Source organism: Bradyrhizobium sp. CCGUVB1N3 (genome assembly GCF_024199925.1).
In the GTDB taxonomy this organism is placed as follows: domain Bacteria; phylum Pseudomonadota; class Alphaproteobacteria; order Rhizobiales; family Xanthobacteraceae; genus Bradyrhizobium.
Map to the genome: position 1 here is coordinate 3,794,471 of NZ_JANADR010000001.1, position 16,202 is coordinate 3,810,672.

The following is a 16,202-nucleotide window of genomic DNA, read 5'->3' on the forward strand; positions in this document are numbered from 1 at the left end:
TTCGCCGGGACGACACCGAGGATTTGGCAGGCACGGTGCCGCGAAAAGACGGCTAAGCCCTACTCCGCCGCGTCGCGCATCTCGACGCGTTCGGCACGCGCGGCGCAGAACTTGAACTCAGGAATCTTGCCGAAGGGATCGAGCGCCGGGTTGGTGAGGAGGTTGGCGGCTGCTTCCGCGTAGCAGAACGGCATGAACACCATGTTCTCCGGCACGTCGCGGTCGGAGCGGACCTTGACCTCGACTGCGCCGCGGCGGGTCTCCAGGCGAATGAAGTCACCGGGTGCAAGCTTCTTCTTGCGCATGTCCTTCGGCGACATGAACGCCACCGCCTCGGGCTCGATCTGGTCGAGCACCTGCGCGCGGCGCGTCATCGAGCCGGTGTGCCAGTGTTCGAGCACTCGGCCGGTCGAGAGCACCATCGGGTATTCGTCGTCCGGCAACTCGTCCGGCGGAATGACCTTGGCCGGCACGATCTTGCCGCGGCCGCTCGCGGTCGGGAAGCCCGTGGTGAAGATGATCTCGTTGCCCGGCTTGTTCGGATCGTCGGCCGGATAGGTGACGGCGCCTTCGCGCACCAGCCGCTCCCAGCTGATGTTTTTGAGCGACGGCATCAGCTCCGCCATCTCGGTGTAGACGTCGCCGGGGCCCGAATAATTCCACGGCAGCCCCATCCGCTTGCCGACCTCCTGGATGATCCAGAGATCCTGCCGCGCATCGCCCGGCGGCTTGATGACCTGGCGCGCAAGCTGCACGCGGCGATCGGTGTTGGTGAACGAGCCGTCCTTCTCCGCGAACGCCGAGGCCGGCAGGATGACGTCGGCGTGGAACGCGGTCTCCGTGACGAAGAGATCCTGCACCACGAGGTGATCGAGCATCGCCAGCGCCTGGCGCGCGTGCTGGAGATCGGGATCGGACATCGCGGGGTTCTCGCCCTCGACATACATGCCCTTGATCTCGCCGGCGTGGATCGCGTTCATGATCTCGACCACGGTGAGGCCCCGGACGGGATCGAGTTCCTGGCCCCACAGCTTCTCGAAATTGCCGCGCATGTCGTCGCGGCCGACCGGCTGATAGTCGGGCAGGAACATCGGGATCAGACCGGCGTCGGACGCGCCCTGCACGTTGTTCTGGCCGCGCAGCGGATGCAGGCCCGTGCCGGGACGGCCAACCTGGCCGGTGATCAGCGCGAGCGCAATCAGGCAGCGTGCGTTGTCGGTGCCGTGGACATGCTGGCTGATGCCCATGCCCCAGAAGATGATCGAGGATTTTGCACGCGCGTAGGTTCTGGCGACCTCGCGCAGGGTTTGTGCCGGGATGCCGCAGATCGGCGCCATCTTCTCCGGCGTGAATTCCTTGATCTTCTCCTTCAGGTCCTCAAAACCCTCGGTGTAACCGGCGATGTACTGGTCGTCGGTCAGGCCTTCCGTGATGATCGTGTTGATCATCGCATTCAGCATCGCGACGTCGGAGCCGGGCTTGAACTGCAAATGCTTCGTGGCGTGACGCGACAGCGTCTGCCTGCGCGGATCCATGACGAAGAGTTTTGCGCCATTCTGCTTGACCGCGTTCTTGATGAAGGTCGCGGCGACCGGGTGATTCACCGTCGGGTTGGCGCCGATCACCCAGATCACTTCTGCGTCCATCGCGGCAGAGAACGGCGCCGACACGGCGCCCGAGCTCAGGCCTTCGAACAGCGCCGCCACCGACGAGGCGTGGCACAGCCGGGTGCAGTGATCGACATTGTTCGACCCGAAGCCGGTGCGCACCAGCTTCTGGAACAGATAGGCCTCTTCGTTCGATCCCTTGGCCGAGCCGAAGCCGGCCAGCGCCTTCACGCCCTTGGTATCGCGGATCTTGACTAGGCCCTTGGCCGCGATGTCGAGAGCTTCCTCCCACGACGCCTCGCGGAAATGGGTGAAGGGGTTAGCGGGATCGACCTGATCGTTGGCGTCCTTCTTCGCGTTCGGCAGCCGCACAAGCGGTTTGGTGAGGCGATGCGGATGATGGATGTAGTCGAAGCCGAAGCGGCCCTTGACGCAAAGACGATTGTGATTGGCGGGGCCGTCGCGACCCTCGGCATAGATCACCTTCTCGTCCTTGACCTCATAGGTCACCTGGCAGCCGACACCGCAGAACGGGCAGAGCGAATCGACCTTCCTGTCGGCATAGGTGACGCGGGTCTGGTTCTCGTCGAGCATCACGGCCGGCATCAGGGCGCCGGTCGGGCAGGCCTGCACGCATTCGCCGCAGGCCACACAGGTGGACTCGCCCATGGGATCGTCGAAGTCGAACACGATCTTGGCGCCGGCATTGCGGTAGGCCATACCGATGACGTCGTTGACCTGCACCTCGCGGCAGGCGCGCACGCACAGGCCGCACTGGATGCAGGCATCGAGATTGACGCGCATCGCCGGATGGCTGGCGTCGGTCTCCCAGCGCTCGGCGGCCGGGAAGCGGCTCTCGGTGACGCCAGTCGCCTCGGCCCAGTTCCAGAACTTCGAATCCGGATCGTGCGAGGTCTCGCGCGCCGGCTGGTCGGCAACGAGCAGCTCCATCACCATCTTCTGCGCCGCGACCGCGCGGGCGCTCTCGGTCTTGACCTTCATGCCGACCGACGGCGTGCGCTTGCAGGAGGCGGCGAGCACGCGCTCGCCTTCGATCTCGACCATGCAGGCGCGGCAATTGCCGTCGGGTCGATAATCGGGCGCCGGTGAATAGCAGAGATGCGGGATATCGCGGCCCTGACGTTTTGCGACTTGCCAGATGGTCTCGCCGGGAACAGCTTCGACCTGCTTGCCGTCGAGCTCGAACGTAATCCTGGTCATTCGGCCGCTTCCTTGAACTCGTCAGGGAAATATTTGATCACGGATGTAAGCGGATTCGATGCCGCCTGTCCGAGCCCGCAGATCGAGGCATCGCGCATCGCTTGGCTCAATTCGTCCAGGAGGGCACGGTTCCAGACTGGCCGCTGCATCAAGAGTGCCGCCTTCTGGGTTCCGACACGGCACGGCGTGCACTGGCCGCAGCTCTCGTCCTCGAAGAACTTCATCAGGTTCAGCGCGGCAGACCTGACGCTGTCCTTTTGCGACAGGATCACGATCGCGGCAGAGCCGATGAAGCAGCCGTACTTTTCCAGCGTCCCGAAATCGAGCGGGATGTCGTCCATCGACGCCGGCAGGATGCCGCCGGACGCACCGCCCGGCAAATAGGCGTAGAACGTGTGGCCGTCCGCCATGCCGCAGCAATATTCGTCGATCAGCTCGCGCACGGTGATGCCTGATGGCGCGAGCTTCATGCCGGGGCTCTTGACGCGACCCGAGACCGAGAAGCTGCGCAGACCATGGCGCTCATGACGGCCGTGGCTCTTCCACCAGTCGGCGCCCTTCTCGACGATGTCGCGCACCCACCACAACGTCTCGATATTGTTGATCAGCGTCGGCAGGCCGAACAGGCCGACCTGGAACGGATATGGCGGCTTGTGCCGGGGCAGGCCGCGCTTGCCCTCAATGCTTTCGAGCAGCGAGGATTCCTCGCCGCAGATATAGGCACCGGCGCCGCGCCGCATGTGCAGCGTCGGACCGCTGGCCGGCAGCTTTGCGAGCTCGCGCTCGAGAATCTCGCGGCCGGCGGGATATTCGTCACGCAGATAGATGTAGACGTCGGTGGCCTCGACCACATGGGCGCCGATCAGCATGCCCTCGATGAAACGATGCGGATCGGTTTCGAGATAATAGCGATCCTTGAACGTGCCGGGCTCGCCCTCGTCGCCATTGATCGCCATCAGCCGCGGACCGGGCTCGCCTAACACCGCGCGCCATTTGCGTCCGGTCGGAAAGCCAGCGCCACCGAGGCCGCGCAGCGACGCATCGTCGAGCGCCTTCAGCAGATCCTCCTTCGGCATTTCGCCGGAGCGTAGGCGGTTCAGCAGCTTGTAGCCACCGGCGGCGACATAGGCGTCGTAGTCGACATATTTCGGCAGATGCGCATGCGTGTCGCCGGCCTTCGCTGCCGCCAGCACGTTCCCGACTGTGGCGTGGTCGACGAAATTGTGGCCGACCTCGGCGGCGGGCGCGGTGTCGCAGCGGCCGACACAGGGCGCGCGCACCACGCGGATGCCGGGGCCGCTCGCGCTCTGGAGGTCCTCGAGCAGCTTTTCGCCGCCCAACATTGCACAGGTCAGGGAATCGCAGACGCGGATGGTGAGCGGCGCGATGTCGGGCTCGCCCTCCTTCACGACGTCGAAATGCGCATAGAAGGTCGCGGTCTCGAACACCTCGGCGAAGGCGAGCTTCATCTCGTCGGCAAGCGCGGCAAGATGCGCGGCCGAGATCTGGTGATACTTGTCCTGGATCAGGTGGAGATATTCGATGAGCAGGTCGCGCCGGCGCGGCCTGTCGCCGAGCAATTGCTCGATCTCGTGCGCGGCGGTCGGGTCGACCTGCCGCCCCTTGGGCGTGGCCTTGGCTCGCTTCCGTCCCTCGCCCGGATGTTCGAACGAGCGGACCTGGTGCACGTCGTGGCTCATCGATGCGTCTTGGTCCCTACTTTAGAATAGCTCCAATCTTAATCTCTGGCATGCCAGATGCCAACACAATTCTTGTCGTTCACTGAAGCAGTTAAGGGGCATGTAGCCGACGCTTCATGCCCCCAACGCAAACCGATTCACGGCTTTGCAAAGCCTAAGCGGCTCTTCAGCTCTTGCCCATGCAGTCTTCAATGTAGAACCAGCGGTCGTCACCGGCGAGGCCCTTGGCCTTGACCTCGGCACGGCAGGTCTTGAGCTTAGGCTTGTTGGCGGACCACTTGGCCTTCATGTCCTTCAGCTTCTGCACCGTCAGCTTGATCTTTCCGGACGGCTTGGCGTCGGTCGTCGCGGCGGGCGCCGGCGCGGTCTGTGCGGAAGCGGAGTGCATTGCGCCCGCCACGATCAGCGCGGCGGCAACACAAACGAGTTTGCGAACCATCGATATCCCCCGGATGTTCTTTTCAATCGATCGAGAAAACGAGGCCGCGGGAACGCGCGCATGTCGCGCGCCCCCGCGGCAATTTCATGAGACGGTCAGAAGATCTTGACTGCGCTCTCCAGCGTCTTCCACACGCCCCAGGCCAGCGGAACGCCGACGAAAGCCCAGAACAGCACGGCCCTGACATCAAGCCCGCCCTTGCCGATGCCGAACGAACCATGCTGGATGCTGGCTTCGCTCTTGGCGCTCGCGGCCTGGAGCTTGGCGACCTCCTCATTGCTCATGTTCCACTTCGGATCGACCGGCTTGATCAGATAGTTGCAGATCAAGCCCGCGATCAGCATCGCACAGAGGATATACATGGTGGTGTTGTAGAGCTGATCGCGCGGCACGCCGGCCGCGAGCTGGAACTCGCGGATGTAGTTCACCACCACCGGGCCGATGATGCCCGCCGTCGACCAGGCCGTCAGCAGCCTTCCGTGGATGGCGCCGACGAACTGGGTGCCGAACATGTCGGCGAGATAGGCCGGCACGGTCGCAAAGCCCCCGCCATACATCGAGAGAATGATGCCGAAGCCGAGCACGAAGAGCAGCTTAGAGCCCATCGCCGCAAACGTCGGCGCCAACGCGTAGAGCACGATGCCGAGCAGGAAGAACGTGTAGTAGGTGTTCTTGCGGCCCATATAGTCGGACAGCGACGCCCAGAAGAACCGGCCGCCGATGTTGAACAGCGACAACAGGCCGGCGAAGCCCGCTGCGATTCCTGCGATGACCGTCTTCTGTTCGGCCGAGAGCTGGCTAAAGGTCAGGTCGGGCAGGCCAATCAGCTTGCCTGCGAATATCTCCTGCAGCATGGGCGATGCCATGCCGATCACGCCGATGCCCGCCGACACATTCAAGCAGAGCACCCACCAGATCAGCCAGAACTGAGGCGTCTTGTGCGCATTGTTCAGATGCACGTGATGCTCGGTGATCATTGACTTCTTTTCGCTCGGCGGCGTCCAGCCTTCCGGCTGCCAGCCCGTCGGCGAGACGCGATAGGCAAAGGCACCGATCATCATGAAGACGAAGTAGATGACGCCCATCGCGACGAACGTCTCCCAGACGCCAACCGAAGTCGGTGTCTTGAAATAGTTGATCAGGAGGTTGGCGAGCGGCGCACCGATCATGGCGCCTCCCCCGAAACCCATGATCGCCATGCCCGTCGCCATGCCGCGACGATCTGGGAACCATTTCACCAGCGTCGACACCGGCGAGATGTAGCCAAGGCCGAGACCGACACCACCGATCACGCCGCAGCCGAGCCACATGATCCAGAGCTGGTGGACGTAAACGCCGAAGGCGCCGATCAAAAGACCACCGCCCCAGCAGCAGGCGGCGACGACGCCCGCCTTGCGTGGACCGGAGCGTTCGAGCCATCCGCCCCAGATTGCCGCGGAAACGCCGAGCAGCACGAAGAATAGCGTGTACATCCACCCCAGGCTCGCGACCTTCCAGTCGCAAGTCGTGGTGAAGAGTTCCTGCCACAGCGAAATGTCCGGACACGCCTTGCTCTGGCTGATGCCGATGGCGCGCGACAGCGGCAGCCAGAACACCGAGAAGCCATAGGCCATGCCGATGCAGAGATGGATGCAGAGCGCGGCCGGCGGCACCAGCCAGCGATTGAAGCCAGCCTTCGCGACCGTGTGCTCGCGATCGAGAATGCCCGCGCCGGCGCCCGCCAGTCTTCCTGCGCTTTCAATTGTAGCCATACAAATCCTCCCCTGCAGACCGCCCTTCTGAGCAACCCTGCTGCTACGATCCTTGTCCTCAGCCCGTAGCGGCGCAACCGTCCCTGCTGCTCCGCACAATCTATCGACGCGCGCCAGGATCACGACGCACATTCGAGAAGTCTAACCCCTTGGGTCGGACTCTATGCCCGACACCACGCGGCGTGGCTTCACATCAACCCGCTTGTTCCGCGTATCGCGGGCGCGAGTCAACCTCCGCGTCTCCACAGATGAAGCCAATTGGGACAGAAGCGCACATCGATGTCGATAGACAAATGGTCGGTATCGTCGAGGTGACAGCCTTAAGAACGCGCCGCACCATTGACGTTTCCTATCGGCGCATTCGTCTTTTCTATCAGGAACACGATGCGCGCGTCGTTGCGCTCCGTGATTTCGACCTTGTCGCCGGTCTCGCGGATCAGATTCGGGATGTCGATCACCGACAGGGGATCGGTGCAGTAAACTTCGAGCTGGTCTCCCACCCGCAACGGCTTCAGCGCCTTGCGCGTCTTCAAGGCCGGCAACGGGCATTTAAGCCCGGTGAGATCGAGTGTCGTTCTGGTCATGATCGCAACATGGCGGGGCGAGCGGAGGGCGTCAACGCGGGTCAGATCAGGTTTGCATAGGACAGAAATCCAATGCTCTGTCCGCGCTCGACCCGCGTCATCGCCTCGCCGAGTTCGACCAACCCATCGGTTTCGACGAGAGAGGACAGAAGCCCTGCTCCCTCGCGTGGAAACTTGATGGCTTCGAGCGCACCGTCCTCGGCCTTGCGCAGGGAGACGCGGACATATTCGCGCCGGCCCTCTTTTTTCTTGTAGGTGAAGGCGGCGCGCACCGGAATCGGGACAAGCGGCTCCGGCAGGCTGCCTGCGAGCGCCAGCACCGTCGGCCGCACCACGTGGACGAAGGTCACGAAGCTCGCGACCGGATTGCCGGGCAGGCCGATCAGCGGCGTGCCGCCGATGATGCCCATGGCGACCGGCCGGCCCGGCTTGATCGCCATCCGCCACAGCACTAGCGTGCCGATGCTCTCGACCGCGGACTTGACGTGATCCTCCTCGCCGGTCGACACGCCGCCAGTGGTGAGGATCAGGTCGTGCTGGCCTGCGACCTGCTTCAGCCCGTCCGCGAGCAAGGCTTGCTCGTCGCGCAAGATACCGAGATCAGAGACCGCGCAGCCGAGCCGGCGCAGCATCGCCATCAGCATGAAGCGGTTGGAGTCGAAGAGTTGCGAGGGCGCGCGCGCATCGCCCGGTGAGACCAGCTCGTCGCCGGTCGAGAACACCGCAACGCGGATGCGTCTGATGACGTCGAGCGCGGTCAGGCCGAAGGCAGCGGCGAGTGCGACGTGTTGTGGCCGCAAGCGCTGGCCGGTGCGCAAGGCGACGTGGCCTTGCTGAATGTCCTCGCCGGCAGGCCGGACGTTCGCGCCGGCCTTCAGCCCAGGCGGCAGCACGATCTTGCTGCTCTCATCGATACGCACGTCCTCCTGCATGAAGACGGTCTCGGCCCCCTTCGGCATCGGCGCGCCGGTGAAGATGCGTGCGGTGTGGCCGGGCTTGATCGGATGATCGACGGTGCTGCCGGCCGCGATACGGCCGTCGAGTGGAAACGCTTCTTCGTTCGCTTGCGGCAGGTCCGCATTGCGCACCGCATAGCCGTCGACCGCGGAATTGGTGAACGGCGGCAGCGGCAGCGGCGCGGCGATGTCGCGCGCGAGCACCCGCCCGTCGGCATCGACCAGCGCCACGGTCTCGATGTCGGCGATCGCGTTGACGCGAGCCGCGATCAGGCCGACGGCGTCGTCGACCGACATCATCGGTCCACCGAAGGCAAAGCAATCGTCGGACAGTTGCGCCATGATGCCTCGTCAGCGCGGAAGCGCGCTCTTCGCCATCGCCTCGTCGGCCGTCATCGCGGAGCGCAAGAGGAGCGCGGCAACGGCCGGAATATCATCGAGATGGACCGTCGGCAGCCTGGTTTCAACCGCAACGTCGGTCGCAATCCCGACAATGCCGGGATCGTCGGGAAACAGCAGCGGCTTGCCGTTGGCGGCGCGGTGCACCTCGATCTTGCGATGCGGCTCGCGCTTGAAACCTTCGACCACGACGAGGTCGACCGCCGACAGCCTTGCGAGCAGTTCCGGCAGCCGCGGCTCGGCCGCACCGCGCAGCTCATGCATCAGCGCCCAGCGATTTGCCGAGGACACCAGCACCTCGGCCGCACCCGCCTCGCGATGGCGCCAGGAATCCTTGCCCGGCACGTCGACGTCGAAATGATGATGGGCGTGCTTGATCACGGAGACGCGCAGGCCTTGCGCGTTGAAATGCGGAATCAGCCGCGTCAACAGCGTGGTCTTGCCCGCTCCGCTCCATCCCGCAAGGCCGATGATTTTCATTCCAGTTCGATCTCCGTCAGCCGTTTCACGCGGCCGGAACCACCATCTCCGTCATTGCGAGCGGAGGCATTTCCTTCATTCCCTCACATGCTTATATCGGCCTGAGCCGAATGTCATGCTAACCTCGCGCCCATGATGAAGATCGACAAAGCCCCGGTCCCCCTGATCGTTCCGAACCCGGACGACCCGCGCCTGACACAAAGCGTCGTCGGCGTCGACCAGACCGGCGCGAGGGTCGAGACCAAGGTGCCGATGGAGCGGCCGCTGACGCTCTATCTCAACGCCCAGGAGATCGTCACCATGATGACGATCGGCGACTATCCGGAGTATCTGGCGCTCGGCTATCTCCTCAACCAGAACATGCTGAAATACAGCGACGTCGTCACCGAGGTCGAATATGACGACGACCTCCAGGTCGTCGTGGTGCGCACCTCACATCACACCAATTTCGAGGCCAAGCTGAAGAAGCGCACGCAGACCTCGGGCTGCGCGCAGGGTACCGCGTTCGGCGACCTGCTCGAAGCGGTGGAAAGCGTGGCGCTGCCGAAGGCCGAGCTGCGCACCTCCTGGCTCTATCAGATGACGCAGACCATCAACACCATGCCCTCGCTCTATCTGGAGGCCGGCGCGATCCATGGCTGCGTGCTGTGCAAGGAAGGCACGCCGCTCTGCTACACCGAGGATGTCGGCCGCCACAATGCGGTCGACAAGATCGCGGGCTGGATGTACCGCCACGGCGTCGAGGCCTCCGACAAGATCCTCTACACCACGGGCCGGCTCACCTCGGAGATGGTGATCAAGACGGTGCGGATGGGCATCCCCATCCTGGTGTCGCGCTCGGGCTTCACCGCCTGGGGCGTCGATCTCGCCCGTCAGGTCGGGCTGACGCTGATCGGGCGCACGCGCGGCAAGCGCTTCATCGCGCTCGCTGGCGAGGAACGTATCGTCTACGACCAAAACCTCGCTTACGTCGAGGAAGAGTCGGCCAGGCACAAGCGCAAGGGTGAAGGTGGTGACGACTGAGATTCCGCCGACCGTGGGCGTGCTGCTCGCAGGCGGCCTGGCGCGGCGCATGGGCGGCGGCGACAAGCCAATGCGCACGATCGGCGGCCGCACCATTCTGGAGCGCGTGATCGCGCGGCTCAAGCCGCAATGTGACGGGCTGATCCTCAACGCCAATGGCGAGCCTTCGCGGTTTTCCGCGTTCGGATTGACCGTCGTCGCCGACGACGTGCCGGGCTATCCCGGACCGCTCGCCGGCATTCTCGCGGCGCTCGACTGGACCGCGGCGAATCGGCCCGGCATCGAATGGGTCGTAAGCGCCGCCGGCGACTGCCCGTTCCTGCCGCGCGACCTCGTCGCACGGTTGCACGCGGCACGCGCGGCGGAAGACGCACAGCTCGCCGTCGCCGCTTCCGGCGAGCAATCGCATCCGGTGATTGGATTGTGGCGCGTCGCCTTGCGCGACGAATTACGCCAAGCCCTCGTCGTCGAGGATGTCCGCAAGATCGACCGCTGGACCGCGCGCTATCCGCTCGCCACGGTGACATGGGCGATCACACCGCTCGATCCGTTCTTCAATGCCAACACGGTCGAGGACATCGCGGAAGCCGAGCGGCTGGCCGCTCTGGACGAGCGTTCGGCCTAATAAAGCTGAGCCTTGGGGAATTCGTTCAGCAATTGCGCCCACACGACCGCGAAGGCGATCAGGCCGCAGAGGCCGAAAAGCGTTGTGAAGCGCGGCAGCCGGCCGATCGCGACGAGCAGCCAGGCCGGCAGGAAGAACACGCCAAAGATCATGCCAAGCGGGAAGACGGCGAGCCATTGGAAGCCGGAGCCGTCACCCATCGGGACGTGCGCGATGGCATAGAAGGTGTAGAGCCAGAACAGGGTGCCGGTGGCCGCGACGAGAGTGGCGATCTTCCGGAAATGGAGCTGGGACGAAAGGGGCATAGTCTGATCCTCGCCACATTAGTCGTGGTGGCAGGGCGGCAAGTTCACTGCGGCGGGTCGTCCTGAACCGGCTTGGGCCAGGCTGCGACCAACCACCGTTCGATGGCTTTACCGGTTAACGGCGATGATCGAGATGGTCTGGGGCTTCCTGGTTTTCCTTGTCCGCGCTGTCAACGTCGCGCTCGACATCGCGATCTTCATCGCCGACACGAAATACCTTGCGCGGCTGGCCACCGGCGCCGACAAGCTCGTCAAGGTCCCACCGGCCCCCCAGCCGCTCCCGGGCGCGGCACAGCGCGCGCTTACAGAGGCGGAAGAGCGCGAACGCCTGGGGAGGCAGGCAAATCTGGCGGCGAGCGGCACGGTCCAGGCGTCATTGCCGTAGACCTGACGCTACCGGCTCTCTCCCTCGGTTCTACGCCGGCCGGAATCCGGCCCGTGCCAGTGCCGCGCGGCTTTCGTCCGAGGCAAGCGCATCCAGAAAAGCCCGCACCGCCGGGCGCTCCTTGCGCGCGCTCACCAACGCGAAATCATAATGCTCTTCTGCGAGCGGAATGAAACCGAGGCCGGAGGCATGGGCGACCGGTGCGATGGTCATGCCCCAGTCGGCGCGATGCTGCGCCACCGCGGCGGCCACCGCATTGTGCGAGCGCGGCTGATTCCAGTAGCCTTCGGGCCGCACGCCGCCGAGCAGGCGGTCGATCAGGATGCGTGTGCCGGCGCCCTGGTTGCGGTTGACCATGATGCAGGCAGGATCGGCGAGCGCAGCGGCGACGGCATCCTTTGCGCTCAGGCTCTCGAAGCGCCTGTCGCCCTTGCGGAACACGATGCCCTGCATGCGCCGCCAGCCCGGCACGAGCTCGAGACCGTCGGCGAGGTACGGCGTGTTGTAGGTCTCGGTCTTGTCGTCGAACAGATGGATCGGCGCCAGATCGCACTCGCCACGCCGCGCCGCCGCCAATCCGCCGAGACTGCCGACCGCAATCGAGCGCACGGAGAGGCCCGCATGCGCGAGCGGCGCGGTGACGAGATCAAGCCCGGTGCAATGGCTGCCGATGATGACGAGATCGGGCACACGCACATGCGGCGTGAACAACGTGACCTCGGCTTCAGTGCCCGCCGGCATCTGGTCGGCGAGCGCATCGATGCGCAAGAATCCGTCGGCCTGCGCGAAGGACGTGATCGCGCCGGAGCCCTTTCCGGAGGGGTACGCGATCAATCCGTCCTTGCCATCGACCAGCGACACCATCACGAACTCGGTGCGACCGAGCTCGGAGGCGATCCGCACCGGCACCTTCGCACTCACTTTGGCATCCGCGCGTGGCGGCAGGCCCGCCATCCGCCGCAGCACCGGCACGATCATGTCGTGGAAGGTGAACATGGCCGAGGTCGGAAAGCCCGGCAGGATCACCACCGGCTTGCCATCGCAGACCGCTAGGCACAGCGGTTTGCCGGGCTTGAGCGCGACGCCGTGGGCGATGATGCCGGGCTGGCCGAGGCGTCCGATGATACGATGGGACACATCGCCCGCGCCTTTCGACGTGCCGCCCGACAACACCAGCATATCGGCCTCCGCCAGCGCCTTGCGCATCGCGGCCTCGAGCTTGAGCTCGTCATCCGCAATGGCGCCGACGAAATACGCCGCGCCGCCGTTCTCGTCGATCGCCGCGGTGACGATCGCGCCATTGGTGTCGTAGATCGCAGCGGGCGCGAGCACCTCGCCGGGCTGCACCAGCTCGTCGCCAGTCGAGACGACTGCAACGCACGGCTTGCGCACGACCTTGACCTCGGCGATGCCGCAGGCAGCTAACATTCCGATCTCGCGCGAGCCGATGATGGTGCAACCGCGCAGCAGAGCTTCGCCGCGCGCGATGTCCGAGCCGGCATGGGACACGAACTGGCCCGGCGAAGCCGCGCGGCGGACCTCGATCGCCCTCGTCCCCGCCGGCTGGGTGTGCTCGACCATGACCACCGCATCGGCGCCGCGCGGCAGCGGGCCGCCGGTGGCAATTGGCGTCGCCGTGCCTGAGCCGACCTGATGTGTCGGCGCCTTGCCGCAGGCGATGATCTCGCTGTTGAGCTCGAGCCGCACGGGCGCGGCCTCGCTCGCCGCGGCAAGATCTGCGGAGCGAACCGCAAAACCGTCGACGTTGGAGCGGTCGAAGGGCGGCACGTCGATCGGCGCAAGGATGTCTTCGGCGAGCGCGCTTCCGAGCGCAGCCGCAAGCGTGCGCATCTCGCCCGGCAGCGCGCGGGGGAACAGCGCCGCCTCGAAGCGCGCCAGCGCCTCCTCGCGGGAGAGGATCTTGAGGAACTGCTCCTGGTCGACCGAACTGCGGTCGTTCGGCTGCGGAATCTCGTTCATGCCGGAACCCATATCATTCCCGCATCAGATAGGCATCGACCGGCGCGCCCGCCGCAAAGCCTTCACTGTCGCCGGGAACGAGCAGCCATGCATCGGCATGGGCGATCGCCCGCAAGGACAGCTCACCGACCGCAAGCGGCAGCCAGGCGCCTTGTTCCTCGCCCAGCAGCGCGATCTCCGCCATGCCGACGTTTGATGCGATCTTGCGGGCAAGCGGCAAGCTGACGGACTTACGCGAGGCCCGCACCGACAGATGATCCAGCACCGGACGAACCAGCGCGAGCCAAACCGCCAATGCCTGATCCGGCGCGCCCGGCAGCGCGACGACCGGAACTGATCTCAGCTTTCCGATCGCGGCCGTTCGTCCCGGCTGCATCGCAATGCCGTGGGCCAGGACCTCGCCGCGATCAGCCAGCGCGGTGACGGCAGCATCCTTGCGGCCGACGCCGGTGCCGCCGACGGTCAGCAGCAGGTCGCAGGCCGTGACGTCGAGCGCGTTCGCGATCGACGCCGCATCGCGTCCAACTGCGTCTGCCACCGTCACTTCGGCACCCGCGGCTCGCGCCAGGTCCACAACAAGCTGCGCAGCGGTCATGCCACCAGGCGTGTTGACCACGCGCAGCCGCGGACGTCGCACGCTCAACGTCTCCAGTGCTGCCGCTCGCGCCAGCAGCAGATCGCCGGTGCGAACAGGCATGCCCTCCGCGACGATCGAGGTACCGGCGGCCATGTCGCTGCCCGCGCACCGCACGCCCTGCCCCGGCAAGCCTTCCGCCAGCACCTGGCCGATCGGCCCCACAGTGTCGAGCGCATCAGCATCGAGCACGCAGTCGCATCCCTCAGGGATCGCATCGCCGGGCTCGACCCAGACCGGAGACGCAGTCAAAGGCAACGGCGAGTAGGAGGACGCGCCGACGAGATCGCTGGCGCGCAGCGCCCAACCGTCCGTGGCAGCGACATCATGAGGCGGATAAGCACCAAGCTGCGGCATCCCGGCCGCGACGCAGCCGAGCGCCTCGGCGAGCGGCAAATCGACCGGCGCAACCGGCTCAACGCCGCGCAGGATCGCAACAAGCGTGAGCTCGAGCGGCGTGAGCGATAGCGGCAGGCGCTGGGTCATCCCTCAGGTGGATCACGCAGCGCTCCGTTTGGCAACTCGCCTGGTCGGGCTACTTGCTAGTCAGGCTTCTTGGCCGCATCCGGAAAGAACAACTGTTGACCGTCGATCTTGTAGCCGGCGATTGCGGCCTGGCCCTCCGGCGAGATCAGCCAGTCGACGAAGGTCTGCCCCAACTCTTTTTTCACCGACGGATACTTTTCCGGATTCACCAGCATCACGCCATATTGGTTGAACAGCCGTTTGTCGCCCTCGACGACGACGTCGAGATCGCCACGATTCTTGAACGCAATCCAAGTGCCGCGATCGGAGAGCACATAGGCATTCATCGCGCTCGCGGTGTTGAGCGCCGCACCCATGCCCTGCCCGATCTCGCGATACCAGGCCCCCTTGTTGCTCGCGACATCGATGCCGGCGATGATCCAGAGCGCAAGCTCGGCGGCATGTGTGCCGGAGCGGTCGCCGCGCGAGACGAACGGCGCTCCCTTGGCCTCGATCGCCTTCAACGCGGTCGCGATGTCCTTGCCCTTGACGCCGGCGGGATCGCTCTTCGGCCCGATCAGTACGAAGTCGTTGTACATCACGTCGAAACGCTTCACGCCAAATCCGTCGGCGACGAATCTCTCTTCCTGGGGTTTTGCGTGCACGAACACGACATCGGCATCACCGCGGCGCGCGGTGTCGAGCGCCTGGCCGGTGCCTTGCGCGATCACCTTCACGTCGATGCCGGTCTTGGCCTTGAACATCGGCAGGAGATAACCGAACAGGCCGGAGTCCTGCGTCGACGTCGTCGAGGCCACGACGATCGAGCGATCCTCGGCCGACGAAGTCGAACTGACCGAGGCGATGCCCAGCAACATCGCGAGCGCAAGGAACGGGCGGCGAGAGGCCATCAGAAAACTCCACTTCAAATCACGAGATCGCCGCGCAGGAAGGCCTGCGCCTCCGGCGTCGACGGATGGTCCAAGAATTCGCTCGCTTGCGCGCGCTCGCACAGCGTCCCGCGCGCTAGGAATACCACCTCGCCCGCAAGCCGCCGCACCTGGCCGAGATCGTGCGAGGCCATCACGATCTTGATGCCGGATTGCGCCGCGCTCGTGACGATCTCCTCCACCGCGCGCGTCGCGGCAGGATCGAGATTGGCGGTCGGCTCGTCCAGCAGGAGAAGCTCGGGATCACGCGCGAGGGCGCGGGCGAGCGCCAGCCGCTGCTGCTCACCGCCGGACAGGAGCCGCGCCGGGCGGTGCGCAAGATCGGCAAGGCCGACCCGTTCCAGCAGCGCCGCCGCGCGCATCGTCCGGTGCGCGCGCGGCGCGCCGGCCTGCGCCAGGGCGTAGGTGACGTTGGCCGCAGCCGTGCGCCGCAACATCACCGGGCGCTGGAACACGAAGGCGCGGCGCGTCGGCGCCGGATCGCTGCGGCCGGCCCAACTGATGCGACCACGCGTCGGCGCCACAAGTCCCATGCACAGACGCAAAAGGCTGGTCTTGCCGGAGCCGTTGGGCCCGACCAGCAGTGTCGGCGCACCCGGTGAGATGGTGAGGCTGATGCGATCGAGGATCACAGCCGCGCCTCTCTGTAAGGAGACGTCCTCGAGCACCACGGGAAGATCGCTGATCGGCGCCCGCAT

At 65.3% G+C, this 16,202-nt stretch carries 15 protein-coding genes; 3 read left to right on the forward strand and 12 right to left on the reverse strand.

The window, feature by feature from the left end; translation table 11 throughout:
- Positions 1-59: 59 nt before the first annotated feature.
- From fdhF to mobB, 7 genes are all read right to left on the reverse strand, one after another.
- The gene (fdhF, locus tag NLM33_RS18015) at positions 60-2,828 is read right to left on the reverse strand and encodes a formate dehydrogenase subunit alpha (protein WP_254097419.1); all 2,769 of its coding nucleotides are present in this window, start codon (positions 2,826-2,828) and stop codon (positions 60-62) included.
- Complete coding sequence (locus tag NLM33_RS18020; RefSeq protein WP_254097420.1) at positions 2,825-4,528, reverse strand: NADH-ubiquinone oxidoreductase-F iron-sulfur binding region domain-containing protein; 1,704 nt, start codon at positions 4,526-4,528, stop codon at positions 2,825-2,827. Before NLM33_RS18020 ends, fdhF begins: the two co-directional genes overlap by 4 nt.
- Before the next feature lie 166 nt (positions 4,529-4,694).
- Positions 4,695-4,967 carry a hypothetical protein gene (locus NLM33_RS18025; RefSeq protein WP_254097421.1) on the reverse strand — a complete coding sequence of 91 codons (273 nt, stop codon included), beginning with the start codon at positions 4,965-4,967 and terminating at the stop codon, positions 4,695-4,697.
- A 95-nt stretch (positions 4,968-5,062) separates the two neighbouring features.
- Positions 5,063-6,718, reverse strand: a complete 1,656-nt coding sequence (locus NLM33_RS18030; RefSeq protein WP_254097422.1) for an OFA family MFS transporter — start codon at positions 6,716-6,718, stop codon at positions 5,063-5,065.
- A 320-nt stretch (positions 6,719-7,038) separates the two neighbouring features.
- On the reverse strand, positions 7,039-7,302 hold the full coding sequence (locus tag NLM33_RS18035) for a sulfurtransferase TusA family protein (RefSeq protein ID WP_254097423.1): 264 nt from the start codon (positions 7,300-7,302) through the stop codon (positions 7,039-7,041).
- A gap of 41 nt (positions 7,303-7,343) precedes the next feature.
- Positions 7,344-8,600, reverse strand: a complete 1,257-nt coding sequence (gene glp, locus NLM33_RS18040) for a gephyrin-like molybdotransferase Glp (protein WP_254097424.1) — start codon at positions 8,598-8,600, stop codon at positions 7,344-7,346.
- A 9-nt stretch (positions 8,601-8,609) separates the two neighbouring features.
- Positions 8,610-9,137, reverse strand: coding sequence for a molybdopterin-guanine dinucleotide biosynthesis protein B (mobB, locus tag NLM33_RS18045; protein ID WP_254097425.1), 528 nt, complete (start codon positions 9,135-9,137; stop codon positions 8,610-8,612).
- 132 nt (positions 9,138-9,269) lie between these two features.
- Here mobB and fdhD point away from each other — a divergent pair, with 132 nt between their 5' ends.
- Together fdhD and mobA are read left to right on the forward strand one after the other, a co-directional pair.
- On the forward strand, positions 9,270-10,160 hold the full coding sequence (fdhD, locus tag NLM33_RS18050) for a formate dehydrogenase accessory sulfurtransferase FdhD (protein WP_254097426.1): 891 nt from the start codon (positions 9,270-9,272) through the stop codon (positions 10,158-10,160).
- The gene (gene mobA, locus NLM33_RS18055) at positions 10,141-10,785 is read left to right on the forward strand and encodes a molybdenum cofactor guanylyltransferase MobA (RefSeq protein ID WP_371929963.1); all 645 of its coding nucleotides are present in this window, start codon (positions 10,141-10,143) and stop codon (positions 10,783-10,785) included. The genes fdhD and mobA overlap by 20 nt, the downstream gene beginning before the upstream one ends.
- Here the strand turns inward: mobA and NLM33_RS18060 are convergent.
- Positions 10,782-11,090, reverse strand: coding sequence for a hypothetical protein (locus NLM33_RS18060; RefSeq protein ID WP_254097428.1), 309 nt, complete (start codon positions 11,088-11,090; stop codon positions 10,782-10,784). The genes mobA and NLM33_RS18060 overlap by 4 nt on opposite strands.
- Before the next feature lie 124 nt (positions 11,091-11,214).
- On the opposite strand from NLM33_RS18060, the gene NLM33_RS18065 reads away from it, so the two are divergent.
- Positions 11,215-11,475, forward strand: coding sequence for a hypothetical protein (locus NLM33_RS18065; RefSeq protein WP_254097429.1), 261 nt, complete (start codon positions 11,215-11,217; stop codon positions 11,473-11,475).
- A 30-nt stretch (positions 11,476-11,505) separates the two neighbouring features.
- Here NLM33_RS18065 and NLM33_RS18070 read toward each other — a convergent pair whose 3' ends face one another.
- Genes NLM33_RS18070 through NLM33_RS18085 form a run of 4 tightly spaced genes read right to left on the reverse strand, consistent with a single transcriptional unit; the run spans position 11,506 to position 16,202 of the window.
- Complete coding sequence (locus tag NLM33_RS18070) at positions 11,506-13,455, reverse strand: molybdopterin biosynthesis protein (RefSeq protein ID WP_254097430.1); 1,950 nt, start codon at positions 13,453-13,455, stop codon at positions 11,506-11,508.
- 13 nt (positions 13,456-13,468) lie between these two features.
- A complete protein-coding gene (locus NLM33_RS18075) occupies positions 13,469-14,575 on the reverse strand; it encodes a molybdopterin-binding protein (RefSeq protein WP_254097431.1) in 1,107 nt (368 codons plus the stop codon).
- A gap of 56 nt (positions 14,576-14,631) precedes the next feature.
- Positions 14,632-15,465: an extracellular solute-binding protein gene (locus tag NLM33_RS18080; RefSeq protein WP_254097432.1), complete on the reverse strand. Its 834-nt coding sequence runs from the start codon at positions 15,463-15,465 to the stop codon at positions 14,632-14,634.
- Between the two features lie 14 nt (positions 15,466-15,479).
- Positions 15,480-16,202, reverse strand: a complete 723-nt coding sequence (locus tag NLM33_RS18085) for an ATP-binding cassette domain-containing protein (protein ID WP_254097433.1) — start codon at positions 16,200-16,202, stop codon at positions 15,480-15,482.